General features: G+C 73.3%; 23 protein-coding genes and 1 tRNA gene. 14 read left to right on the top strand and 10 right to left on the bottom strand.

Annotated elements, in window-relative coordinates; genetic code table 11:
• Positions 1–54 precede the first annotated feature (54 nt).
• Together SJY07_RS13590 and SJY07_RS13585 are read left to right on the top strand one after the other, a co-directional pair.
• Entirely contained in the window at positions 55–906 is an 852-nt protein-coding gene (locus SJY07_RS13590) for a hypothetical protein (RefSeq protein WP_328293707.1), read from the top strand.
• A 90-nt stretch (positions 907–996) separates the two neighbouring features.
• On the top strand, positions 997–1155 hold the full coding sequence (locus tag SJY07_RS13585; RefSeq protein WP_328293708.1) for a hypothetical protein: 159 nt from the start codon (positions 997–999) through the stop codon (positions 1153–1155).
• Between the two features lies 1 nt (position 1156).
• Here the strand turns inward: SJY07_RS13585 and SJY07_RS13580 are convergent, their stop codons facing one another.
• The 5 genes from SJY07_RS13580 to SJY07_RS13560 are packed head-to-tail and all read right to left on the bottom strand — an operon-like array spanning position 1157 to position 7302.
• On the bottom strand, positions 1157–2608 hold the full coding sequence (locus SJY07_RS13580; RefSeq protein ID WP_380159818.1) for a lipid II flippase MurJ: 1452 nt from the start codon (positions 2606–2608) through the stop codon (positions 1157–1159).
• Positions 2608–3753 carry a glycosyltransferase family 4 protein gene (locus SJY07_RS13575; protein ID WP_380159816.1) on the bottom strand — a complete coding sequence of 382 codons (1146 nt, stop codon included), beginning with the start codon at positions 3751–3753 and terminating at the stop codon, positions 2608–2610. Before SJY07_RS13575 ends, SJY07_RS13580 begins: the two co-directional genes overlap by 1 nt.
• Entirely contained in the window at positions 3750–4838 is a 1089-nt protein-coding gene (locus SJY07_RS13570; protein WP_380159814.1) for a glycosyltransferase, read from the bottom strand. The genes SJY07_RS13575 and SJY07_RS13570 overlap by 4 nt, the downstream gene beginning before the upstream one ends.
• A complete protein-coding gene (locus tag SJY07_RS13565) occupies positions 4826–6184 on the bottom strand; it encodes an O-antigen ligase family protein (protein WP_380159813.1) in 1359 nt (452 codons plus the stop codon). Before SJY07_RS13565 ends, SJY07_RS13570 begins: the two co-directional genes overlap by 13 nt.
• Entirely contained in the window at positions 6181–7302 is a 1122-nt protein-coding gene (locus SJY07_RS13560; protein WP_380159811.1) for a glycosyltransferase, read from the bottom strand. The genes SJY07_RS13565 and SJY07_RS13560 overlap by 4 nt, the downstream gene beginning before the upstream one ends.
• A gap of 110 nt (positions 7303–7412) precedes the next feature.
• Here SJY07_RS13560 and SJY07_RS13555 point away from each other — a divergent pair, with 110 nt between their 5' ends.
• Entirely contained in the window at positions 7413–7529 is a 117-nt protein-coding gene (locus SJY07_RS13555) for a DLW-39 family protein (RefSeq protein ID WP_328293714.1), read from the top strand.
• Between the two features lie 12 nt (positions 7530–7541).
• Positions 7542–7614, top strand: a tRNA-Ala gene (locus SJY07_RS13550).
• 118 nt (positions 7615–7732) lie between these two features.
• On the opposite strand, the gene SJY07_RS13545 is transcribed toward SJY07_RS13550, so the two are convergent.
• Positions 7733–8803, bottom strand: a complete 1071-nt coding sequence (locus tag SJY07_RS13545) for a GGDEF domain-containing protein (protein ID WP_380159808.1) — start codon at positions 8801–8803, stop codon at positions 7733–7735.
• Positions 8804–9035: 232 nt separating this feature from the next.
• Here SJY07_RS13545 and SJY07_RS13540 point away from each other — a divergent pair, with 232 nt between their 5' ends.
• A complete protein-coding gene (locus SJY07_RS13540) occupies positions 9036–11372 on the top strand; it encodes a putative bifunctional diguanylate cyclase/phosphodiesterase (RefSeq protein ID WP_380159807.1) in 2337 nt (778 codons plus the stop codon).
• 64 nt (positions 11373–11436) lie between these two features.
• On the opposite strand, the gene SJY07_RS13535 is transcribed toward SJY07_RS13540, so the two are convergent.
• Positions 11437–12336, bottom strand: a complete 900-nt coding sequence (locus SJY07_RS13535; RefSeq protein ID WP_380159805.1) for a hypothetical protein — start codon at positions 12334–12336, stop codon at positions 11437–11439.
• A gap of 174 nt (positions 12337–12510) precedes the next feature.
• On the opposite strand from SJY07_RS13535, the gene SJY07_RS13530 reads away from it, so the two are divergent.
• Both SJY07_RS13530 and SJY07_RS13525 read left to right on the top strand, forming a co-directional pair.
• Positions 12511–13035, top strand: a complete 525-nt coding sequence (locus SJY07_RS13530) for a peptidylprolyl isomerase (RefSeq protein ID WP_328293718.1) — start codon at positions 12511–12513, stop codon at positions 13033–13035.
• Positions 13036–13087: 52 nt separating this feature from the next.
• Entirely contained in the window at positions 13088–13912 is an 825-nt protein-coding gene (locus SJY07_RS13525; protein ID WP_380159803.1) for a rhomboid family intramembrane serine protease, read from the top strand.
• 224 nt (positions 13913–14136) lie between these two features.
• Here SJY07_RS13525 and SJY07_RS13520 read toward each other — a convergent pair whose 3' ends face one another.
• Both SJY07_RS13520 and SJY07_RS13515 read right to left on the bottom strand, forming a co-directional pair.
• Positions 14137–15045 carry a hypothetical protein gene (locus tag SJY07_RS13520; RefSeq protein WP_380159802.1) on the bottom strand — a complete coding sequence of 303 codons (909 nt, stop codon included), beginning with the start codon at positions 15043–15045 and terminating at the stop codon, positions 14137–14139.
• 98 nt (positions 15046–15143) lie between these two features.
• Positions 15144–15497 (bottom strand): cell division protein CrgA, encoded by a 354-nt coding sequence (locus SJY07_RS13515; protein ID WP_328293721.1) that lies wholly within the window; start codon positions 15495–15497, stop codon positions 15144–15146.
• Positions 15498–15566: 69 nt separating this feature from the next.
• Here SJY07_RS13515 and SJY07_RS13510 point away from each other — a divergent pair, with 69 nt between their 5' ends.
• The 5 genes from SJY07_RS13510 (at position 15567) to SJY07_RS13490 (ending at position 19263) form a co-directional block, all read left to right on the top strand.
• Positions 15567–16316 (top strand): DUF881 domain-containing protein, encoded by a 750-nt coding sequence (locus SJY07_RS13510; RefSeq protein WP_380159800.1) that lies wholly within the window; start codon positions 15567–15569, stop codon positions 16314–16316.
• Positions 16313–17017 carry a class E sortase gene (locus tag SJY07_RS13505; protein WP_380159798.1) on the top strand — a complete coding sequence of 235 codons (705 nt, stop codon included), beginning with the start codon at positions 16313–16315 and terminating at the stop codon, positions 17015–17017. Before SJY07_RS13510 ends, SJY07_RS13505 begins: the two co-directional genes overlap by 4 nt.
• A gap of 3 nt (positions 17018–17020) precedes the next feature.
• On the top strand, positions 17021–17182 hold the full coding sequence (locus SJY07_RS13500) for a hypothetical protein (protein ID WP_380159796.1): 162 nt from the start codon (positions 17021–17023) through the stop codon (positions 17180–17182).
• A gap of 44 nt (positions 17183–17226) precedes the next feature.
• On the top strand, positions 17227–17637 hold the full coding sequence (locus SJY07_RS13495) for a DUF4190 domain-containing protein (RefSeq protein WP_380159794.1): 411 nt from the start codon (positions 17227–17229) through the stop codon (positions 17635–17637).
• 96 nt (positions 17638–17733) lie between these two features.
• Positions 17734–19263: an LCP family protein gene (locus SJY07_RS13490; protein ID WP_380159792.1), complete on the top strand. Its 1530-nt coding sequence runs from the start codon at positions 17734–17736 to the stop codon at positions 19261–19263.
• A gap of 61 nt (positions 19264–19324) precedes the next feature.
• Here SJY07_RS13490 and SJY07_RS13485 read toward each other — a convergent pair whose 3' ends face one another.
• Positions 19325–20320, bottom strand: a complete 996-nt coding sequence (locus SJY07_RS13485) for an LD-carboxypeptidase (RefSeq protein WP_380159790.1) — start codon at positions 20318–20320, stop codon at positions 19325–19327.
• A gap of 99 nt (positions 20321–20419) precedes the next feature.
• On the opposite strand from SJY07_RS13485, the gene SJY07_RS13480 reads away from it, so the two are divergent.
• Positions 20420–21064 carry a GNAT family N-acetyltransferase gene (locus tag SJY07_RS13480; protein ID WP_380159788.1) on the top strand — a complete coding sequence of 215 codons (645 nt, stop codon included), beginning with the start codon at positions 20420–20422 and terminating at the stop codon, positions 21062–21064.
• A 241-nt stretch (positions 21065–21305) separates the two neighbouring features.
• Complete coding sequence (locus SJY07_RS13475; protein ID WP_380159786.1) at positions 21306–23222, top strand: SpoIIE family protein phosphatase; 1917 nt, start codon at positions 21306–21308, stop codon at positions 23220–23222.
• Positions 23223–23308 lie beyond the last annotated feature (86 nt).

The following is a 23308-nucleotide window of genomic DNA, read 5'->3' as shown; positions in this document are numbered from 1 at the left end:
GCCGCGTGCCCGGTCGGGCCCCGGGACGGCGGTGAGCTGTTCCACCCTGGAGTCGTGGCCCGTGATCTCCCCTCGTTCGAGCAGTGGCTGTCGACCGCCCGGCCGGTGGCGAGCGTCACCCTCGACGCCTCGCTCCGTCCTGCGTGGCTCGTCGACGCCGCCGGTGACCGGCTCGACCCCCGGGTGCTGGGCTGGGCTCGCGTCCCCGCGGACGACGCACCGCTGGATCCTCCCGAGCAGGACCGGTCGAGTGCCCTGACCACCGCGCTCGAGATCGGTGGCGTGGTCGTCGCCGGGGTCGGACTCCTCGGGCTGGTGGCGTTGATGGTGGTCGGCGACGCCGCCGGGGCGGCCACCGGGTGGTCCTCGGGGGGCTCCGGCCAGGACGAGTTCGTCCAGCCGGAGTCGTGGGGGCGCTGGACCGAACGTCGTGAGGTGGAGTGGGTGCACGCTCCGGCGCTGCGGTTCGTCGAGGGCGGGGTGCTGACGGGGCTCCCGCAGACCATCGACGTGAAGCGCAGCGACAAGAGCGGGATCCTCCCGCGCGAGCGCCTCGTGCTCAGGGCCGGGGAGGAGCACGTCGAACTCTTCGTCCAGCGCCGTTCCCGGGGTCGCTACCGGTGGCGCTCCACCGACGTCCTCGCGTCCCGGCCCGTCCCGGCGCTCTGCGAACCCGACTGGCGGGTGGCCCACGGCGAGATCGCCGGGGCGGAGTTGCTGGACACGTCGAAGGGGCAGGACGGTTCGGAGAGCCGGCGGGTCGTCCTCGCGCTGACCTTCGCCGACGGGAGCGCGCTGCACCTGCGACTCGAGAGCGGACAGGAGAACCAGGTCGTGCAGGTCGTGCGGCACCGCGCGGGCCTGCCCGGCCCGTGGCGCGAGACGGAGCTCGCGGACCAGCGCTGAGGCGTGCCGCGCCGCAGGTCCAGGTGGGCGACCACCCCGGACTCGCGGCGATCCTGGCCCCAGGAGCGCGCCGAGGCGCATGCTGGTCCCATGACCGACGCGAAGGACCCGCGGGCCCGGTTCCGTACCCTGCCCGACCCCGTGCGCCTCGAGGACACCGTCGAGACCCACGACCCGTTCCCCCCGACGCCCGACCCCGCCGAGGCCCAGGACCCCAACCGCGCCGCCGCACTGCGCTGGCCGCTCTGACTCAGCGCACCAGCGCGAGGACGACCCGGCGCCACGGCGCCAGCACCAGCACCGCGACCGCGAACACCGCCAGCACGCACCCGCCGACGGCGACGAGCCCCGGCCACCCCCGGGCGGGGGCCCACGCGCACGCACCCCACGCCACCAGCGCCACCGGCACGCACGCCCCGACCCAGCGCCACAACGTCCGCGAGACCCCGAGCACGTGCGCGGCGACGGCGGCTGTCACCACGGCCCCGGCCGACGCGGCCAGCCCCAGGGTCACCGGGCCCAGCAGCGCGTGCAGCGACACGTTCACCGCCAACGTCACGACCAGTCCCGCCAGCAGCGACCCCGCCGCCACCGTGTTCTCGTTCGCCGCGTTCAGCGCCTTCACCAACACGTACGCGCACGACTGCGCCCAGAAACCCAGACCGAAACCCGTCAGCACCGACGCCGACGTCGCCACCGCGCCCGCGTCGAACGCACCGCGGGCGTAGAGGACCTCCACCACCTGCGAACTCCCCACCGCCAGCACCACCGAGACCGGCGCGACGACGAGCAGCAACCCCGGCAGGATCCCGGCCAGGCGCTCGCGGGCGACGGCGGTGTCCAGACCGGACAACGCCGCCAGCCCGGCCAGGCCCAGCGGGACGGCCAGCAGGTTCACTCCCGTGCTCGCCACGAACCGGGCGTAGTCGACGGCGGCGACGACCTGGTCCCCGAGCAGCGAGGCGACGATCCGCTCGGTGACGACGGAACCCTGCAGCACGAGGGGCAGCAGCAGCAACGGCCGCAACCGTCGCCACAACCGCCCGCGCAGTTCCCGACCGCCCACCCCCGAGACCGGGGGCAGGAACCCGCGGCGGCGTACCGACGCGTACCCCCAGGCGTGCAGGACGAGGTAGGCCGCGGCGAAACCCCCGGCCAGGACGACGGGTCGGTGCAGCAGCCAGGCCAGTCCCAGCGACGCGAGCATGCCGAGGTTCTGCGCCGTCGCCCGCGCGCTGGACAGCCGGAACCCGTCGTGGGAGATCTCCAGGTAGCTCAGCAGCGAGAACTGCAGGTAGCTGGGGATCCCGACGGCCATCACCCGCAGGAACTCCGCGGACGCCGACGCCGCCCCGGCGTCGAGGCCCGGCGCGAGCAGGTCCACCGCCGGCCGGGCGAACACGAGCAACCCGACGGTGAGGATCCCGGACAGCACCCAGAGGGCCGTGCGCAGTCCGTGGAACAGCGTCGCCGCCCGGGCCGGATCGGTGCTCAGGAGTTCCTTGTGCAGCGGCAGGAACCCCGCGGTCAGCACGTCGGCGGTGAAGAAGTCGACCGGCACGAGGGTTCCGGTCTGCGCGACGCGGGTCGCCGTCGCCGGGATCCCCGTGCCGTAGGCCGCGGCGAGCAGGACCTCGCGCAGCATCCCCAGCAGTTTCCCCGCCAGACCGCCGAGCACGAGACGCTGGACGGCGGCCCGCATCAGCCGACGCCCAGCAGGTCCGCGTAGCGCGCGGCGACCCCGGCGAGGTCGTACCCCGCGGGCAACAGCGAACTGCTCGAGCGCCCCCGCGCGAGGACGGTGCGGACCGCCTCCAGCAGCGCCGTCGGGTCGCTCGCGTCGACCCTGGTCACGGCATCGCCGGCGCCGGTGACCTCCGCCGTGGTCAGGGCCGTCACGGCCGGGGTCCCGCAGGCCAGGGACTCCAGGACGGCCATCGGCAAGCCCTCCCGCCACTGCGAGGTGAGCAGCGAGACGTCGGCGGCCGCGTAGAGGGCCGGGACGCGTTCCCGGGCTACGGAACCCAGGAACCGGACCCGTGCGGAGACCCCGAGTTCCCGGGCGAGGTGTTCCAGCGCGGCGCGGTCGGGACCGTCACCGGCGAGGACGAGGAAACCGTCGAGCCCGGAGAGCAACCGCACCGAGCGGTCGGCGCGCTTCTGCGGGTGCAACCGGCCGGCCACCAGCAGCAGGGGAGGACCGGCAGGGATCGACAGCTCCGCCCGCAGTCCCGCAGCCGCGACGGGGTCGGGACGGAACACCGCACCGTCGACCCCGTTGGGCAGCAGGTGGATCGGTGGCATCCCGACGAGGCTGCCCAGCGGTGCCCGGGAGAGCGACCGTTCGACGCTGGGGCCGATGGCCACGACGTCGTCGAACCTCCGGTACGTCGCGACGTCGCGCAGGAGTCCCCGGACGTTGCGGACCGAGGACACCGTCGGCCGCAACCGGTGGCTGCCGAGCTTCGAGGCGAGTTCCATGACGGAAGTGCCGTGCGCCTGCATGACCGCGCGGGCGCCGGAACCGGCGACCAGGTCCACGCCGGAGAACGCCCCTGCGCTGATCGAGAGGACCCCACCCACGTCACCGTCGGAGAGTTCCTCCACCAGCGCCGCGCGGGAGGCCCGCCACCACGCCGCGGAGTAGCGTCCGCTCGGGGTTCTCGGCAACGCCCGCAGCCGCACCCCGTCCAGCACGAAGTCGTCGGGACGCCCGGGAACGGAGGTGGTCAGCACCGTGACCGCCGTGGTCCAGGCGAGTTCCCGGCACAGGTCCCAGGCCACCGACTCCATCCCGCCCACGTGGTGCACGGGCAGGCCGCGGGTCACGACGACGACGCGCTTCACCGCCGCACCAGCCCGTCGAGGAGTTCCTCGAGCCGCGCGGTCCGACTGTTCACGTCGAACTCCCCGGTGACGTGCTCGCGTGCCGCCGAACCCAGCCGGGCGGCGAGCTCCGGGTCGTCGAGGACGCGGCGCAGCGCGGCGGCCAACGCCACCGGATCGGCCTCGGGGACCAGCAACCCCGTGACGCCGTCGACGACGGCCGACGGGATCCCGCCGTGCCGGCTCGCCACGACGGGACGACCCAGCGCTCCCGCTTCCAGCAGCACCTGGCCCAGTCCTTCCTGGTCACCGCTCGGAGCGGTCGTCGAGGGCAGGCACAGCACCGCGGAACGCGCGACGAGTTCCAGCGTGGCGGTGTTGTCGAGGCGACCCGCGAACCGCACCCGGTCACCCAGACCCAGTTCGCCGACCAGGTGCGTGAGTTCCCCGAGCAGCGGTCCGTCGCCCACGCACGTCAACCGGACGCCGGGGAGTTCCGCGAGCGCCCGCAGCAGGTGGACGTGGCCCTTCTTCGGGACGAGTCGCCCGACGTGGACGATCGTGCGGGGTTCGGGTTCCCCGGCGGCGGGGAGCTTCCGCAGGTCGAGTCCGAGGTGGTGGGTCACGGTGCGGTCCGCGGGGAAACCCCGCTCCAGCAACCGGGTGCGCAGGTGTTCTGAGACGGGCAGGAACAGCTCACCCTGGCGGGCCAGCCGCGCCCTGCGGCGGGCGTACGTCACCCAGGACGGCGTCCGGGCGCGCAGCAGTGCGGCCGTGGTGGTCGTCGCGTCGAAACCGTGGAAGACCGTCGCGAGGGGGACACCGGCCCGGCGGGTCGCGGGCAGGACGCAGGAACCCTCGACCCCGAAGTGGGCCAGGACGGCGTCGACCCGCAGGTCCCGCAGCAGCCGGGTCATCGGGGCGGACCCGAGGCCGGCGGTGTGCGCTGCGGCGCCGCGGCCGAGCACAGCACCGGACAACCCGGCGGGAAGGGCGTCGCGGGAGAGCAGGACGGGTTCCCAGCGCGTGAACGCCCGCGCCTGTTCCAGCACGAACGTCTCGGAGGCGATCCCGAACGTGTGCCGCAGGACGGCTACGCGGGGCACGCCGCCTCCTGGGGTTCGACGGCCCGGGCGGCCTGGACCCGGGTGGCGACGAGGGCCAGCAGCATGGCCAGCAGGATCATCGACTTCGACTCGCCGTAGATCGCGGTGTTGTCGCCCATGCCGTGGATGAGCACCCACCACCACGCCCCGAGGGCGAACGCCGCCGTGCGGGCGACGGGGGTTCCCACGGTGGTGACGACGGTGCGGGTGAGGACGACGAGGATCGTGACCGCCATCGCCAGCAGGGCGGCGACGCCGGGTAGTCCGGCGGCGGACCAGGCGGCGATGAAGAGGTTGTGCGGGGGCAGGGTCGTGATCCCCAGGGACGCGAACTGCGCGATCGTCAGGTCCCAGCCACCGTGGCCGAGGCCGAGGACGAGGTGTTCGCGGAACATCTGCAACGCGAAGTCCCACATGGGTTGCCGGCTCTCGAGGCTCTCCGTGGACGCCTCGGCGTAGCCGGGCACGAACTTCTCGAGGATGCCCGGGAGGACCCACGCACCGAGACCGATCGCTCCGGCGGCCTGCGGGAGGAACCACTTCGCGTTGGGCCGGCCGAGGACCTGGACGCCGCGGACGGCGACGGGCAGCAGCAGCGCCAGCGCGGCCGCGGTCTTGGAACCGGTGGCGAACGTGGCCGACCAGCAGACGAGGGCCCCCGCGGCGTAGAACCGGCGGCGGAGCCCGCGCTGACCGACCCCGAGGGCCAGGAAGGAGAACGTCGCGACGCCGAGGAACATCGACGACACGTTGGCGTTGATGAAGAATCCGCCGGCCTTGTCGGGGTCGGTGACGTTGTTGGCGGAGCCGTTGAAGAACGCGGTGATCGCGTCGGGACCCACGATGAGCGTCGCGAGCGGGGAGTGCAGGAACGTCGACTCGACCGCGGGCAGCAGGCGGAACGTCCAGACCAGCACGGCGTTGAGCAGGGCCCAGAGCAGCACGATGGTGAACGGTCCGGTCAGCGCACCGGGTCTCGACCGCTCGACCCGCGTCGCGTAGAGCACGAGGAAGAGGAACGACACGATCCGGGCGACCTCGAGGATCCCGTACATGGGCACGGGCGACCATGCGATGGCGAGGCCCTCGGCCAGCGCCAGCAGCAGCACCACGCGGAACACCGGGTCGCGGACGGGGAGTTCCTTGCGCTCCAGCAGCCAGCAGACGGCGATCAGGATGACCCAGCACTGGCTCAGCGGCAGCGACAGCTTGCCCAGCGGCCCGACGAACAACTGCGGCACGGCGAGGAACGCCGCCACCGACAACCGGGTCCGGTCGGAGGCGGTGACGCAGAACAGCAGACCGGTGAAGGCCCCGGCGGCCGCGAGCCCGAGTTCCAGGATCACCCGCGCCCCCCGGCGTGCCGCTCGACGAAGGCCGCGACCTCGTCGCGGAAGCGGGTGACGTCGAAGACCTTCGCGCGGTCGCGGCAGGCCGAGGGCAGGCAGCCCTCGGCCCGCGCCACGGCGGCCGCGAGCGTCTCGACGTGCAGGTCCTCCACGAGCGCCCCGCTCACCCCGTCGAGCACGGTCTCGCCGGAACCTCCGCGGGCGGGCGCGACGACGGGGGTCCCCGAGGCCATCGCCTCGACGGGCACGATGCCGAAGTCCTCCACCGTCGGGAACAGCAGCACGCTCGCCCGGCGGAGCAGTTCGCGGACCTGCGGCCGGGTGGGGGAGTCGAGCACGAGCACGGGGACCCGGCTCGTCGCCGCGCGCTCGCGCAGCTGCGCGAGCAGCGGTCCCCGGCCGGCGACGACGACGGCCCGCCCGAGGCGTTCACCGACGTCGATCGCCGCGAGGTGGTTCTTGTAGGGCACGAACCGGCCGAGGGCGAGGAGGAACCCCGCCGGCAGGTCGAGGGTGTCCGGCGCCTCGTCGGCGAAGGAACCCACGTCGACGGGTGGGTGGATGACGACGGCCTCGCGGTGCCAGAACCGTTCGACGCGGGCGGCGACCTCGGCGCTGTTCGCGGCGATCGCGGTCAGCCCGGCGGCGGCCCGGCGGTCCAGCACGGACAACGCCCGACGGGCCGGGGCCAGCAGCGGTGACGTGCCGCGACCGTCGAGTTCGGGGCTCCACACGTAGCGGGCGGGGGTGTGGACGTAGGCGAGGTGCACCCCGTCCGGGGCGACGAGCCGGTTCGAGGTCGCGAAGGCGTGGTGGGAGGTGAGGACGAGGTCGTAGCCGCCCTGGACGTCGCGCGCGTGCGCCCACCAGGCCGGGGCCATCAGCGGCAGGGCCAGCGCGCGGTGCCCCCGGAGGGCGTCGAGGGCCGTCGTCCGCACGCGTCGCCCGCCGAGGTCGAGGACGACGCCCGGTTCGGCGCTGAGGGCGTGCAGGTCGGCGTCGGGGAACTGTCCCGCGAGGACCTCGAAGACCTGTTCCGCCCCGGCGCGCGCCGCGATCCACTCGTGCACCAGCGCGGTGCGCGGGTGGCTGCGGGACCTCGGGGGCGTCGGCATGACACCCACCGGTCGGCACCCGGCCCGCAGACCTGAGTCCCGGGCGATCACCCGGGGTCGCGCGTGCTAGCTTTTTGCCGTCGTCTCGACCACGTCCTGGAGGTTCCCCGGTGAAGAAGCTGCTGTTGGTGGCGGTGCTCGCGGGTGCCGCCGTCGTGTGGCGCCGCAAGGCGTCGGAGAAAGCCGAGCGCGACCTCTGGGCCGAGGCGACCGACTCGGTCCGCTGAGGTCCACCCTCCGGGGGCATGGCGCAATTGGTAGCGCACCTGCTTTGCAAGCAGGGGGTTAGGGGTTCGAGTCCCCTTGCCTCCACCGGAACCCGTCGAGGCCGGTCACGCGAGAGCGTGGCCGGCCTTCGTCGTCCACCCCCTGACCCTCGACCTCCGTGGCACGGTGCACCGCGTGCGCATCGACGCGGGGGGCCGGCGGGTCAGGCGGCGTCGACGCAGACCCGGTCGCGACCCTCGACCTTGGCCCGGTAGAGCAGGCGGTCGGCGCGGCCGTACAGGTCGTCCAACGAGCCGGACGCGTGCGCCGCCGTGGCCGCGACGCCCGCGCTGACGGTCACCGCCGGGCCGTCCACGTCCGCGCTGACGGCGGTGCGCAGCCGTTCCGCCAGCGCCGCCACGTCGGCGAGGTCGGCGCCGGGCACGACGACGAAGAACTCCTCGCCGCCGACGCGCGCGACCAGGTCACCCGGTCGCACCGTCCTCGTCAGCACGGCGGCGACCCGGCAGAGCACCTCGTCGCCGGTCTGGTGCCCCAGGGTGTCGTTGATGCGTTTGAAGTGGTCGATGTCGAGCAGCACAGCGCCCGTCGTCGACGGGTCGGGGCCCGGTGCGCCGCACGGGGCGACCTCGAGGGCCGCGCTCAGTCCCCGCCGGTTCAGCAGGCCCGTCAACGGGTCGTGCGCGGCGAGGTGGTCGGCCCGTTCGAGCGCGGTGACCGCCCGGTGCAGCGCGGCGTCGAGACGTCGGCGCAGGATGAAGAACCCGCTGACGGTGATGACGAGCACCATGTCGACGGCCAGCACCCGCGCCATCCGGACCAGGGGGTCCCCGGCGATCGCGAGGACGAGGCTGGAGGCGGTCCCGCCGGCCAGGGCCAGGTGGAGGAGCATCGAGCGGATGCTCGTGAACATCGCGGCGTAGAGCGGGCCGACCACCAGGGCCATCACCGCCTCCTGCCGGAACGCGGGATCGCGGACGCACAGGGTGAGGACGGCGATCAGCAGGGTGGCCCACACCGACCACCAGCTCTGGGGTCTCCGGGTGCGTCGGTGCTGCAGGACGGCCAGGGCGGCCACCGGCTGGGCGAGGACGCCCGCCCCCAGGACCACGGGCACCGTGCCCGGACGCAGGATCTCGGGGACGAGGGTCACGACCGCGACCGCCAGCAGCAGCAGGGCGGGCGCGCACAGGGCGATGAACACCTGACTGGCCCGCAGGGACGTCGCCGCGTCGTCGAGCCCGCGTTCCGCCCCGGGGCCCCGCGGTCTCACCACCATCTCCCGCACAGCCCGCGCGTCCCCGATCCGTCGATGCTGCACCCGCCGTCGCACCCGTCGCACGACCCTCCCCACCATCGGCACCCAGGAGGCCCTTCCGAAGCGGTGCACGCACACCGTGGCCGTTCGACGCCGGACGTCCCCGCGAGACGGTCAAGGCCCCGCCCGCACCAGCCGACGTGAGACAGGGGCCCGGCGCGGGTCGCCGAGTCCGGGAGGTGGTCGAGTGCGCGGTCCGTCCCTGCGGGCCACCGCGACCCGGGTCGCGGTGGTGGTGATGGCAGTGGCCTTCGCGGCCTCCTGCGCGTGCGTCCCCCTGCGTCCCCTCCTCGACCGCACGTTCGGCGGCGCGCCGGTCTCGACGGTCGTCGACCTGGTCCTCTACAACGTCGTCTACGTCAGCGCCGCCGCCGGGTTGTTCCTGCACGCCTCCCCGTCCCGGCGCGACGCCGTCGGCTGGCGCGTCCTGGCGGTCGGCATGCTCTGCACCGCGGTCGGGAACGTGTGGTTCTCCCTGGTCCTGGCCCAGCTGCCCGTCGTCCCCTACCCCTCCCTCTCGGACGCGTTCTACCTGTGCTGGTACCCGGCCTGCTACCTGGCGATCGTGCTGGTCCTCACCGCCCACGTCGGGCGGTTCCCGCTGAGCGTGTGGCTCGACGGTCTGGTGGCCGGCGCCGGGGTGGCCGCCGTCGCGGCGGCGTTGTGGTTCCGGCCGCTGACCGCGGTCGACCCCAGCGCCCCCCTGCTCACCGTCGTGGCCTCCATCGCCTACCCCGTCTTCGACCTGCTGCTCCTGGTCCTGCTGGTCGGGGTGCTCTTCATCCTGCGCACCGCGACCCGCGACTGGGTCCTGCTCCTGACCGCCGGGCTGGCGGTGACCACGGCCAGCGACATCGTCCTGTCCACCCGGACGGTCGAGGGCAGCTACGTCCAGGGCGGCTGGGGGGACGTCGGGTTCCTCGCCGGGATCGTCCTCATGGCGTTCGGGGCGCACCGCAGCCACCGGGCCCGCACCGTCGACGCCCTCGAGGTCCTCACCCGTCGCCGGGGTGGCTCGCTGCGTGTCCTGCTCGTCCCGCTGCTCAGCGCCGGCGCCAGCCTCGTGCTGCTCTTCCTCGGGCAGGGGGACCGGTTCCCGCCCGTCGCCGGCGCCTTCGCCGCGGCCTGCGTCTCCGGGGCCGGGCTGCGCGCCGCCATGACGTTCCGGGAGCTGGGCCGCTTGGCCGACGTCCACCGGGAGGCCCGCACCGACGACCTGACCCGCCTGCCGAACCGCCGCGCCCTCTACGAGGAGTGCGACGCCGTCCTGGGCGCCGCCGCCCGGGAGGGCACGAGCACCACGATGCTCCTGGTCGATCTGGACGGGTTCAAGGACGTCAACGACAGCCTCGGTCACAGCGCCGGCGACGAACTCCTCGTCGCCTTCGCCCGTCGGGTCGAACGCGTCCTGCGACCGGGTCAGCTCTTCGCCCGCCTCGGCGGTGACGAGTTCGCCCTGCTGCTCCCGGGCACCGGTGAGGCCGACGGCGTGGCCCTGGCCGCCGACGTCGTGCGCGCGGCCCAGGAACCGTTCACCCTGAGCACCGCCCGCATCACCGTCGACGCTTCCGTCGGCGTCGCCGGCACGTCCGGTGGGCCCGAGAGCCGCGGCGCGCTGCTGCGGATGGCCGACGTCGCGATGTACGCGGCGAAGGGCAGCCCACGTCGGGTCTGCACCCCTGCCGACGCCGGTGCCGGTCACGTGGGGGAGTTCAACCTCGCCCTCCTCTCGCGCCTGCGCGACGGTCTCACCGGCGACCCCGCCCGGCGCGCCGCCGCCGGACACGTCGAGGTCCTCCTGCAGCCCAAGATCGACCTCGGCGACGGGACCCTCAGCGGCGTGGAGGCCCTGGCCCGCTGGCGCGACGCCGACGGAACCCTGCTGCCACCCAGCGAGTTCCTGCCCCTCATGGCCCGGGCCGGTCTGCTGCCGGCCCTGGCCTCGGAGGTCCTGCACGCCGCGCTGCACGCCGCCCGGCGCCTGGCCGCCGGGGGTCTGGACGTCCCCGTGGCCGTGAACCTGTCCGCCGTCGACGTCCAGGACCTCACCCTCGCCGCCCGCCTGGCGCAGCTCCTCGGCGAGTTCGGTCTACCGGCGTCGGCGCTGACCGTGGAGCTCACCGAGGACAGCCTCGTGACCGACCCGGAACGGGTCGCCGGGGTGCTCGCGTCCGTCCGGGCCCTCGGGGTGCACGTGAGCCTCGACGACTTCGGGACGGGCTACTCGTCGTTGTCCTACCTGCGGCGGCTGCCGGTCGACGAGGTCAAGCTCGATCGGTCCTTCACCATCGGCATCGGCAGCGACCCCGCGGCGGAGGCCGTCGTGCGCCACACCGTCGGTCTCGTCCACGCCCTCGGACTCCGCCTCGTCGCCGAGGGCATCGAGGACGCCGCGACGGCGGAGGTCATGCGCCGCCTGGGCTGCGACCAGGGTCAGGGCTTCCTGTGGTCGCGTCCGGTGACCAGTGACGAGCTGCTCCGTTCACGGTGGGTCGTCACCCCGGAGGTGCCCGCCACGACGTGACGGAGGGTCCGGCGTGACTGGACCGGGTAGGTCCCGGCACGCCGAACCCTCCGTCAGGACAGGCTCAGTCGCCCTTGAGCTCGTCCGGGGTCGCGTCCGTGACGGTCCCGGGGGTGACGGTCTCCGGCGTGGTGTCCGGGGTCGTCTCCGGCGCGGTCGCCTTCTCGAGGTTCTCGGTCGAGGCCTCGGTCTTCGGGGTCACGGGGGTGCTCGCCGCGGGAGCGGGGGTCCAGGCCGCGCCCGGTGCCGCCCACGGGTCCTCCTTCTTGCCCCGGGTCGCCGCCCACACGGCGGTTCCACCGGCGGCGAGGATGGTGAGGACCAGGAACTTCTTCCCCGCGCCACCCTTCTTCTGCTTCTTCTTCGCCGCTGCCTTCGTCACCACGGCCAGGGTGGCGGCGGGGTGCTTCTTCGCGGTCTTCGCGGTCTTCCGGGCGACCTTCTTGGCACCCTTGGCGGCGGCCGCAGCCGCCGCCGCCCGACGTGCGGCCTTCTTCGCCGACTTCTTCGCGGAGCGGCTGAGGGGCTTCTGGACCGACTTCTGCGCGTCCTTGGCGTTGCCGACGGCGTCCTTCACGGCGTCCTTCACCGTGTCCGACGTCGACGCGGCCGCCGCCGTCGCGGCGGCGACGACGGGGGCCGCCGCGTGCTGCGCGGAGTCCCGCGCGGTTCCGGCGGCCTCCTGCACGGCCTCGATCAGCTTGGGCAGCAGGTCGTCGACGATCTTGTCGCGGGCGCTGTCGACCGCGGGCGAGACCCGCTGGGCAGCGGCCTCCACGCGCGGCGCGGCGGCCTCGAGGGAGCTGTTCCAACCCTTCTCGAGGCGGGGCTGTGCCCAGTCGACAGCGGCCTCGACCTTGGGCGTGGCCCAGTCACGGGCACTCCCGACGGCCGGTCCGACCTTCTCCGCCAGCGCCGCACCCTGGGCCTGCAGCTTCTCGGTACGACTCTTGCTCAGCGACATCCGATCCTCCTCCTGCGTCGTCGTGCTCTGTCGTCGCCAACGTCCGGCGTCCCGGGCAGGTGCCCCGGACCACGGAGAGCGACGATCACCACCGCTCATCCCACCGCAGGTGGAGGCAGACCGCCAGTAGACGCCCGCAGGAAGGCGTGCAGGGGTCGTGGAAGGATGGCCGCCATGTACGCCACCCTGCACACCAACCACGGCGACATCCGCCTGGAACTGTTCGAGAACCACGCCCCGAAGACGGTGGCGAACTTCGTCGGCCTCGCCGAGGGCACGAAGGAGTGGCAGGACCCCGCCACCGGTGAGAAGAAGTCCGAGCCCTTCTACGACGGGCTCACCTTCCACCGCATCATCGACGGCTTCATGATCCAGGGCGGGTGCCCGCGCGGCGACGGCCGCGGCGGTCCCGGGTTCCAGTTCGACGACGAGATCCACCCGGACCTGCGCTTCGACAAGAAGTACCTGCTCGCCATGGCCAACGCCGGCAAGATCGCCGGTCACGGCACCAACGGCTCGCAGTTCTTCATCACCGTGACGACCACGCCGCACCTCAACGGCAAGCACACCATCTTCGGTGAGGTCGCCGACGAGGCCAGCAAGGCCGTCGTCGACGCGATCGAGAACGTCCCCACCGGCCCCGGCGACGCCCCGCGCGAACCGGTCGTCATCACCAGCGTCGACGTCGAACGCGACTGAGACCACAGCTCTGAGCACGAACGACGGGGGCGTCCCGCACGTTGGACCCCACGTGAGCGACGTCCCCGTCTGTCCCCGGCACCCCGACCGCGAGTCGTGGGTGCGCTGTCAGCGCTGCAACCGGCCCGCGTGCCCGGAGTGCCAGCGCCCCGCCGCCGTCGGCGTCCAGTGCGTGGACTGCGTGGCGGCGGGCAACCGCGACGTCCGCACCGCCCGGACGAGCTTCGGCGGCGCCCTGCGCAGCGGTGACACCGTGGTCACCAAGGTGCTCATCGCGCTCTGCGTGCTCGCCTTCCTCGGCGGCAAGGTCGTGCCCGACTCCTTCTACTACCAGTTCGCCCTCGTGGGGGACGGGTACGGCGGCTCGTTCGCCTCGGGGGAGTGGTGGCAGCCGGTCACGGCGGCCTTCCTGCACGGCAACACCGTGCACCTGCTCTTCAACATGTACGCGCTCTGGATCACGGGGCAGTACCTGGAACCCCTGCTGGGCCGGTTGCGCTTCTCCGCGCTCTACCTGGTCTCCGTGCTCGGGGGCGCCGCCGGGGCGTTGCTGCTCGCCGCGCCGTTGACCGTCACCGTGGGGGCGTCCGGGGGCATCTTCGGCCTCTTCGCCGCCATGTTCGTCGTCAACCGCCACCTCGGTCGTCAGACCAGCCAGATCGCCGTCCTGATCGTGATCAACTTCCTGATCGGCGTCTTCGTGGCCGGGATCTCCTGGCAGGGCCACCTCGGTGGACTGCTCGCCGGGGCGCTCGTCGCGTGGGCGATGGCCCGTGGACGCAAGGGCAACCCGGTCCTGCAGTGGGCCGGCACAGGTGCTGTCGCCGTCGTCGTGGTGGGCCTGCTGGCCTACGCGGCAACGGGTTCACGCTTCTGAGGACGCCCGCCGTCGTCCACAGGCCGTTCGCACAGGTGTGCGAACGGCCTGACGTTCATCCACCGCGTGTGGGTACCTCTGTGGATGGAACGGCTCGTTTCCCACATCTATCCACAGGGTGTGGATGAAGCGGTGGACAAACTCTGTGGACAACCGAGGCGTCATCCCCCGGCTGTCCACACGTCATCCCCAGGCAGTGGACAACGGTCCACCGCACGGATGCGTCAGGCGAGCGCCGACGGTTCCCGTTCGGCGGCCCAGCGCAGCGTCTGCGCGGCGAGGTCCTCCCAGTAGCGGGGGCGTCCGGCGGGGGCGGGCGCGAGCCAGCCGTCCTCCATGTGCGTGCACACCGCGGGGTCCGCGGCGGCGAGGCGACGACGGCGCGACGGCGTGCGCAACGACGCGACGTCGACCGCGCCGCGGACGGTCGTCAGGTACGCGGCACGGGCCAGCCGCACCGCCGGGTTCGACGACGCACCCCGGTGGTGCGAGACGAGGTCCCGCAGCCGGAAGCGGGGGATGCCCTGCACGGCGAGCAGGCTGGTGTGGTCGAAGTCGCCCCCGGAGAAGCAGCACAGGACCAGCAGCCGGTGGTCCTGGCGCAACGCCCCCACGCGGACGGCGAAGGTGCTCGTCGTCGACTCGTGCGGCACCCAGCGCACGACGTCGGCGGGCAGGCTGTCCTCCCCGCGGGAGGTGCGCGGACGGCGCCACTGCGGCACCCGGCCCTCGATGTCGTCGTGCGTTCCGACGCCGTAGGGCGCGAAGTACTCCGCGCGCGCCGTGGCGGCCGTCGCGACCAGCGAGGTCAGCGCGTCCGGGCGCCACAGGTAGTCGTCCTCGGCGAACAGGACGACGTCGTCGTCGGCCCAGTCGGAGCGGACGGCGAGGCGCAGCGCGGCGAGGTAGCTCGCCCGGTTGCTGCCGCCGGTGATCGCGGAGACCCGGCCGTGCTCGCGCATGAGCGTGAGGCGCTCCTGCGGGATCGGACCGTCGTTGAGGAACACCAGGTCGGCGTGCTCGGCGCCCCGGGCGGCGCGCAGGAACGACAGCAGGGCGACCTGCTTGGAGTACCAGGCCGGTCGCCCCTTGGCGTTCTCCCCGCCGTGGGATCGGTAGACGACGTGCAGCACTGGTCCCCCTGCTCGGTCACGATCGGACCGCGATCGTAACCGTCACGCGCCGTCAGGGTTCACCGCTCGTGCAGGGGGGTCACCCGATGTGACGAGTGCTATCGCCAGCGTGTCGTCATCGCGAACCCGACGAGCACGAGCCCGAAGCCCATCACCAGGTTCCAGTTGTTCCAGCCCGGCACGGGCAGCAGCGCGCCCGACAGGTAGAAGACGACGATCCAGAGCAGGCCGACGACCATCAGGCCGACCATCGTCCAGATCCACCAGCGCGGCGTGAGCTGGTTCTTGCGCTTCACGGCCCGGTCGGCGTCGGCGACCGCGTCGACCTGGCCCTTCCGGCCCTTGCGACCCTTGGCCGGCGTGTCGTTCACGGCGTCGACACTCGACTCCGTGTCGTCGGACTCCTTGCGGCGGGGCACGTCGACCTCCAGTAGTGGGTGGGGCCGGGACACGTGGTGCGCCCCTCTGGTTAGCGTAGTGCGACGATCGGTGTGCGGTCGGTTCACTGGGGGGTGCACGTGGTGGGTGGTCCACCCTGGCGACGGTCCGCTCGACGACCGACCGCCCGGCGACTGGCCGTCGCCGGCGTCTTCGCGCTGGCCGGGTTGCTCTTCGCCACCAGCGCCCAGACCTCGCGCGGGACGGACCTGCGCTCCGAGAACGCCGACCTCGGCTCCCTCGTCGCCCAGCGCTCCCGCGAGAACGAACAGCGCTCCGCCCAGGTCTCCACGCTGCGCGGCGAGGTCGACACCCTCACCCGCGACGCCGGCAGCAGCGCCGGCACCGGCGGTGACCCGCTGCAGGACACCGGGCTGGGCACCACCTCCGGGGCGCTCGCGGTCACCGGGCCGGGGGTCACGGTCACCCTCGACGACGCCCCGACGAGCGAACCGCGACCGGCCGGCGCGGCCCCCGACGACCTCGTCGTGCACCAGCAGGACGTGGAGGCCGTCGTCAACGCGCTGTGGGCCGGTGGTGCCGAGGCGATGATGATCATGGACCAGCGGATCGTGTCGACCTCGGCCGTGCGCTGCGTCGGCAACGTCCTCGTCCTGCAGGGTCGCACCTACTCCCCGCCGTACCGGATCAGCGCCATCGGCGACGTCGACGCCCTGCGCTCCGGCCTCGCGCGCTCGAGCGCGATCTCGATCTACCGGGAGTACGTCAGCGCCTACGGTCTCGGCTACCAGGTCTCCGCCGGGAAGGACCTGCAGCTGCCCGCCTTCGACGGGACCACGAGCACGACCTACGCGAAGGCCGGTGCCGGGTGATCCGCCGGATCACCTCGGTGGTCGGGGAACTGCTCGTCACGGCCGGGGTGCTCACGCTCCTCTTCGTCGTCTGGCAGCTGTACTGGACCGACCTGACCTCCGGACGCGTGCAGGCCGCGACCGTCACGTCCCTGGAGCAGCAGTGGGACGCGACCCCGGCGCCCAGTGCCTCTGCGTCCGCCCCGAGCGCCGCCCCGACGGTGGACGTCGATCAGACCCCGCCCACGGGCGACGCGTTCGCGATCGTGTACGTCCCCCGCTTCGGCAGCGACTACGCCGTCCCCGTCGTCGAGGGCACCGGCACCGCGGAGCTCCAGGAGGGCATCGGGCACTACGCCGACGCCGCGCTCCCCGGCCAGGTCGGCAACTTCGCCATCGCCGGTCACCGCGTGACCTACGGCAAGCCGTTCAACCTCATCGCCGACCTGCAGGACGGCGACGCCGTCGTCGTGGCGACCGCGACCCAGTGGTTCACCTACCGGGTCCAGTCGCACGAGATCGTCAGCCCGAAGCAGGTGTCCGTCATCGCCCCCGTCCCCGACCAGCCGGGGGCCACGCCGACCCAGGCCTGGCTGACGATGACGGCCTGCCACCCGATGCACTCGGCGAGGCAGCGCTACGTCGTGCACGCGCTGCTGGAGTCGGTGCAGGACCGCAGCGCCGGGCCGCCGGCGTCGCTCGCCGCCGTGGGACAGGGGTAGCTCGTGTACGCGTTCTGGTGGCGCATCCTGCCCGGTCCGTGGTGGCTGCGGCTGCTGATCAGCCTCGTCGTGGCGGCCGGTGTCGTCCTGGTCTGCTTCGTGTGGGTGTTCCCGGCGATCGCCGACCACCTGGCCATCAACGACGGCACGGTGGACGGGCGGTAGCGCCGGGTCTGGGAGGATCGCAGCCCACGACCAGGGAGGACACGATGTCCAGCGAGTACGCACCCGGGAGCTACGGCTCCTACGGCGAGTCCGGCACCGTCGCGAAGAACGGCGCAGGTGTCGCGGGACTCGTCCTCGGCATCGTCGCCCTGCTGCTGTCCTGGATCGTGATCGGGCTGCCCCTCGCGATCATCGGGCTCGTCCTCTCGATCATCGGCTTCCGTCGCATCGGCAAGCGGCGCGCGACCAACCGCGGGGTCGCGATCACCGGGCTGGTGATCAACGTCCTCGCCCTGCTCATCGCGGCCGTCCTGACCACCATCTACGCGGTGGCCTTCGGTGCCATCTGGTCCAACGGCGGTGGTGACGCCGTCAACTGCTTCCTGGACACCAACGGCAGCCAGGCCGCCGTCCAGGCCTGTGCGGACACCTACCGCCTCGACCTCGACCGCTGACCACCGCCGCACCACGTGTGAAGGCCTCGCGCACACGCTGCGGAACTGTGCGGATGGGGCTCAAGGAACGGGTGCGACGCGCCGTACCGTGACGACGTGCCCACCTCCACCGACCCCGGCTCGCAGCACGAGGTCCCCGGCGCCGGTCGCCGCGCGCGCGGTCAGCACTCCAGCCACGCCCACGGTGCGGCGTTCCGGGTGCTGCGCGGCCTCCTCGTCGCCGTCGTCGTCCTCGCCGTGCTCGGCGCCGGTGGCGGGGTGTACGCGTACTACAGGCTCCAGGGCAACATCAACGCCCAGGACGTGACGGGCCTGCTCAGCAACCGTCCGACCGACCAGTCCACCGTGGACCCGACGACCGGGCAGTCCGCCGTCAACATCCTCGTGATGGGCAGCGACACCCGTGATCTCTCCGACGGGACCGGCGACGAGTACGGCGGCGAGTCCGCCGACCCGGGTGCGCGCTCCGACACCACCGTCCTCGTGCACCTGGCCGCGGACCGCCAGAGCGCGACGATGGTCAGCATCCCCCGCGACTCCGTCGTCCAGATCCCGGCCTGCAAGCTCGCCGACGGCTCCACGACGAAGGCCCGGAAGGGCATCTTCAACGCCGCCTTCTCCCTGGGCGGCGCGGCCTGCACGATCAGCACCGTCGAGTCGCTGACCCACGTGAAGGTCGACCACTACGTCGTCGTCGACTTCTCCGGGTTCCAGTCGATGATCGACGCCCTGGGCGGGGTGACGATCTGCACGCCCGACGACATCGACGACAAGGCCTCCAACCTGCACCTGACCGCGGGGACCCACGACGACGTCAACGGTCAGACCGCCCTCGCCTACGCCCGTGTCCGTCACATCGGCGACGGCTCGGACCTCTCCCGCATCTCCCGCCAGCAGGCCCTCATGAGCTCGGTGGTCCAGAAGGTCACGAGCTCGCAGATCCTGCTGTCCCCGACCAAGCTCTTCTCCTTCCTCGACGCGGCGACGAAGTCGGTCACCACCGACACCGGGTTCGCCAGCCTCAGCGAGATCGCCTCGCTCGCGCAGAGCCTGCAGAAGATGCCCGCGAAGGGCGTCCAGTTCGTCACGGTGCCCACCGAGGAGTACCCCGCCGACCACAACCGCGTGCAGTGGACCGCCGCCGCCGCCGGGCTGTGGCAGCAGATCGCCACCGACACCGCCGGACCCACGTCGGCGACCCCGACCGCGACGGCCACCGGGAACCCCTCCGACAGCTCCGAACTGCTCGTCGCGCCGTCCGGCATCTCCGTCCAGGTCCTCAACGTCGGCGCCCCGGCCGGGACGGCCGCCAACGTCGCCGATCAGCTGACCGGGGTCGGGTTCGCGAGCGCCTCCACCAGCGACGGGCCCGCGACCGACCCGGGCGCCGACGTCCTCGTCCGCTACGGCACCGGCCGGGGCGACTCCGCGAACACCGTCGCGGCCGCGCTCGGCGGGGCGAAGACCCAGCTCGACGCGAGCCTCGGCAAGACCATCGTCGTCGAGGTCTCGACGGCGGCGGTGACCGTGACCGACGTCCGGGCCCGCGTCACCGGCACCGTGCCCACCGCGGCCCCGAGCCCCGCCGTCACCGGCCGCGTCGCCTCCGACGACATCTGCGCCTGAGGACCCGTCGCTCAGGCGCCCGCGGGGGAACGGCGCGGCCGGACCGGGGCGGACGCGGAGGTCAGCGGACCGCCGGCTCCAGCAGCGACAGCTCGCGGTCGCCCGCGTCGAGAGCCACCCGGATCCCCACCGGCATCGGCAGGTTGGGGCCGGCGTGGCCGAACTCCACCCCACCCAGGACGGGGACGTCCCGGTCACCGAGGACGTCCAGCACGATCTCGCGCAGGGACGGTGACGGATCGGGTCCCTCGAGCCCGTCGACGAGGTGCGGGACACCCACGACCATCCCCCCGATGCGGTCGAGGATTCCGGCGTGGCGCAGCACGTGCAGGTAGCTCCACACGTGCGAGGCGTGCCCGCCCATCTCCTCCCAGAACAGCACCGCACCGGTGAAGTGATCCACCGGCAGGGCGTACCGCGTGGCCTGGACGAGGGCGATGCGGTTGACGACCCCGCCGAGGAGGGGGCCCTCCGCCCGTCCCGGGCGCCAGCACTCCCAGGACGGGGTGGTGGGCAGGGCACCGATCGCCTCGGTCCCGGTCAGCAGCCTGAGGTAGAGGTCCTCGAGCTCGGTCCGACGTCCTGGCGGGGAGCGTCGCCACGCGCCGCCGAGTCCCGGGGTGGCCAGGTCGGCGTGGAAGCCGACCAGACCCGTCCGCTGGTGCAGGACGAGGTGCAGCAGCGAGACGTCGCTGTAGCCGAGGATCGGTTTCGGGTCGCGGAGGACCGCGTCGACGTCGAGGAGGTCGAGGTAGCCGAAGGCGGTCTGGCCGCCGTCGTGGGCGACGATCGCGCGGACCTCGGGGTCGCGCAGCAGCCCGTTGAGCTCCGCGGCGATCTCCGCCGGTGGGGCCGCGCTCCACCAGTGCTGCAGCCCGACCCGCAGCAACGGGGCACGTCGCACCCGGAACCCCATCCGCTCCAGGACCGCCTCGGCCTCCCGGAGGTCGGGCTCGTACTGCGCGTGCAGCGGTCCCGACAGCGAGGCGATGACGACGAGGTCCCCCCGCGCGAGGGCACGGGGTCGCAGGACCGTGGGCGAGCCGTCGGTGATCACCGAGGCAGTCTGGCGGGCCCCTCCGTCCGCACGCCACGCCTTTGCCGCGTCGGGGTCGGACCGGTCGCCCGACGACGCGCCGTGCCCGAGACTGCGCCCGTGTCCGGCGCTGACCCCTCCACGACCTGCGCGACCTACGAGGGGAGTGCGCCTCCCGAGACGTGGGCCGAGGTCACTGCACTGTTCGTGGCCGCGTTCGCGGCGGCCCCCTACGGGGAGGATCCGCAGGAGCTGGCACACATCCGGACCTGGGGGCCGACCCAGCTGTCCCACCCGGGCGGACGACTGACCGTGGCCCGGCAGGGTGCGCAGTGCGCCGGCTTCGCCCTGGTCCACGGTCTGGTCGAGGACCAGCCGTGGCTGGCGATCCTGGCCACCCTGGCCGCACACCCGGCCGCCGCCGACGCCCTCGACCGGCCCGAGGACGCCCTCGTCGTCCACGAGCTGGCGGTCCACGAGGGGTTCCGCGGCCGGGGAGTCGCACGCACCCTGCTGCGGGGGGTCCTGCGGGACCGCGACGAGGCGCGGGTGCTCATCGGGGTCTACGAGAGTGCCGAGGACGCGGTGGCGATGTACGAGCGGTGGGGTCTGGTCCGGATCGGTTCGTTCCGCGGTCCGGACAGCGACGTGACCCTGCTGGTGCTCACCTCGCTCACGAGCGACCTGTCGCTCCGGCTCTCGACGCCGTCGCAGCGGGTGAGCGTCCCCGGACCCGTGGGGGGTCGTCGTCCGCCGGCGCCGTGACGCGGGCGCCGGCCTCACCCACCGCCGCCCCGCGTTCCCTCACGTGGCACGGAACGTGCGCGCCCTTGTAGCGTCAGTGACGACCGTCGGAGAGACGCAACCTGGTGCGCCCCGTGCCGTGCGACGAGCTCGAGGAGGAGTGGTCCCGCGGCGACCATCCACCCCAGGTCCCGGCTGACCCGGCGCACCCGCGCACGGACCCGGGGGTCGCGGTTCGGGAACGCACGTGCGAGGGAGAGACATGGACACCGGCGGGCTGGGTCACGGTGAACCCCTGCCTGCGGGGACCCCGCTGAACGGTGAACTCCCCCGGGAGCCCGGGCCGGCACGATCGGGACAACGTGACACCCGGGTCGCCGTCGACGCCGTGCTCCTGCCGTCGATGTTCAGCGGCGCCCCGGTGGCGGTCCTCGCCCTGGACCAGGACGGCGCGGTGACCGCCGTCACCCCCACGGCCGAACGTCTCCTGGGCTACGGCGAGGCCGAACTCGTCACCCACCCGTTGCACGAGCACCTGCACCACCAGCACCTCGACGGACGGACGGTCGCGGCCGCGGAGAGCCCCATCCTGCTCGCCCTCCGGGGAGCGCGTCCCGCCGCCGGGGAGGGGGTGTTCCTCCGCCGGGACGGCTCCGCCCTGGTCCTGGCCTGGGCCTTCGCCCCCACCGTCCTGGCCCGGACCCTCGTCGGTGGTGTCCTCACCCTGTCCGACACCACCGCCCAGCACGCCGAGGCCACCCGTCAGCGACAACGGCTCGACGCGCTGGAGGAGGCCAACGTCCGCCTGGCCCTGCTGGCCGAGGCCTCCCGGGTCCTGGGCGGGGCCGACGACGTCGAGGCCGGGTTGACCGCCCTGGCCGAACTGCTCGTCCCGGCGCTCGCCGACTGGGTCAGCGTCGACGTCCTGGCCGAGGACGGGACCAGCCTGCAGCGGGTGGCCCTGGCCCACCGCGACCCCGGTCTCCACGCCACGGCCGCCGCGAACCTGGGTCCCCTGCCGTCGCTGGAACCGGGGATGACCAGCCGCTTGGCGCAGGTCCTGCACGGTGCGGGGATACAGCACCAACGCATGCCGGCGCCGGACCAGGCGTGGACGCTGGCCGTGGACGCCCTCGCCGGCAACCGTCTCGAACTGGCCCGGCAACTCGGCGCGTCGGAGTGGGTCACCGCTCCGCTGCGCGCCCGGGGGCACACCCTGGGCGCGATCACCCTGGTCCGCACCGATCCCTCCCGTCCCTACCGGCAGCAGGACTCCGACTTCGCCGCCGACCTCGCCGTCCGCGCGGGTGCGTTGCTGGACACCACCCGCGTCCTGCAGCGCCAGGCCCGGCGCGCCGAACAGATGCAGCGGGCGTTGCTGCCCGAACTCGCGCCGCGGATCGGAGCACTGGACCTGGCCGGGCTGTACCAGCCCGCCAACGACTTCGTCCAGGTCGGAGGCGACTGGTACGACGCCTTCGCCCTGCCCGACGGCAGCGTCGCCCTGGTCATCGGCGACGTCGCGGGCCACGACCTGCACGCCGCCACCCGCATGGGCGCCATCCGGCACAAGCTCCGCGCCCTGGCCGGGGACCGCATCGCACCGCCGTCCGAGGTCATCGCGCGTCTGGACCGGATCCTGCACCGTTTCGCCCCCGACGACCTCGCGACCCTCGTCTACGCGCGCCTGCACAGCGACGCAGCCGGGACGACGTTGCAGTGGGCCAACGCGGGGCACCCGCCGCCGCTCCTGCTGCGGGCCGGCGAACCCGCGCGACTGCTCGACGAGGTCGTGGACCTCCCGCTCGGCGTCGACGAGAACGAGGAGCGGACCGACGCCCACCACCTGCTCACGACGGGACGACTGCGCTTCACCCCGGAACCGCCGAACCCCGCCGGAGACGGTCCCCCCGCCCCGGGGACCGGCGGGCGCTCGCCGGGATCGAAGGCGCACACGCTGGTCCTGTACAGCGACGGTCTGGTGGAACACCCGGACGAGTCCCTGACCGTCAGCTTCCAGCGGTTGCTGGCGGCCGGCGAGGACCTCTCCGACACCCCGCTGCAGGACCTGCCCCGAGAACTGCTGCGACGGATGGGACCCACCGGCCTGGACGACATCGCCGTCCTCGCCGTGCGGATCGACGTGCCGGAGCAGTCCTTCCGCCACCCCGACGGGTGAGGCGACGTCGGAGCCGTTCCGTCCCCCCGTGCCACGACGCGAACCACCGCACGGTCCGGGTCGAGGAGCGGTCCCGACCCGACGCT

Source organism: Kineococcus sp. R86509 (assembly GCF_042466365.1).
GTDB lineage: Bacteria > Actinomycetota > Actinomycetes > Actinomycetales > Kineococcaceae > Kineococcus.
Note: the sequence above shows the minus strand (reverse complement) of the source record. Positions and strands in the feature narration are given on the sequence as shown.

Coding starts and splice junctions, on each gene's coding strand:
- SJY07_RS13585 (WP_328293708.1), top strand. CDS start 997: ATGACCGACGCGAAGGACCCGCGGGCCCGGTTCCGTACCCTGCCCGAC.
- SJY07_RS13580 (WP_380159818.1), bottom strand. CDS start 2,608: ATGCGGGCCGCCGTCCAGCGTCTCGTGCTCGGCGGTCTGGCGGGGAAA.
- SJY07_RS13560 (WP_380159811.1), bottom strand. CDS start 7,302: ATGCCGACGCCCCCGAGGTCCCGCAGCCACCCGCGCACCGCGCTGGTG.
- SJY07_RS13535 (WP_380159805.1), bottom strand. CDS start 12,336: ATGTCGCTGAGCAAGAGTCGTACCGAGAAGCTGCAGGCCCAGGGTGCG.
- SJY07_RS13530 (WP_328293718.1), top strand. CDS start 12,511: ATGTACGCCACCCTGCACACCAACCACGGCGACATCCGCCTGGAACTG.
- SJY07_RS13495 (WP_380159794.1), top strand. CDS start 17,227: ATGTCCAGCGAGTACGCACCCGGGAGCTACGGCTCCTACGGCGAGTCC.
- SJY07_RS13475 (WP_380159786.1), top strand. CDS start 21,306: ATGGACACCGGCGGGCTGGGTCACGGTGAACCCCTGCCTGCGGGGACC.